The sequence below is a fragment of the Streptomyces sp. SID5643 genome (assembly GCF_009872555.1).
GTDB classification, from domain to species: Bacteria; Actinomycetota; Actinomycetes; order Streptomycetales; family Streptomycetaceae; genus Streptomyces; species Streptomyces iakyrus.
This window is the reverse complement of sequence record NZ_WWIC01000184.1, coordinates 1-227: the sequence shown is the minus strand read 5'-3', so window position 1 is coordinate 227 and position 227 is coordinate 1. Positions and strand designations below refer to the sequence as shown.

The following is a 227-nucleotide window of genomic DNA, read 5'->3' as shown; positions in this document are numbered from 1 at the left end:
GCTTCCTCGCCCTGGGCGGCGGCCGCGCGCTGGCGGGCCAGCAGGGACACCTGGAGGTAGGAGATCGGGTCCAGGTAGGCGTCGCGTACGGCGAAGGTCTGCTGGAGCACCGGGTTCGAGCCGAGGAGCTCGTCGGCGCCGGTGATGCGCAGGACCTCGCGGACGGTGAGTTCGTGCTCGGCCTCGATGCGGGCGAAGACGTGCTTGAGGTGGTCGGGCACGAGGGT

The 227-nt window shown here is 71.4% G+C and carries 1 protein-coding gene; it reads right to left on the bottom strand.

Annotated features, from left to right (window positions below):
* The coding region (locus GTY56_RS21440) for a phosphoenolpyruvate carboxylase (RefSeq protein ID WP_161366981.1) at nt 1–227 on the bottom strand (227 nt) is incomplete at both ends.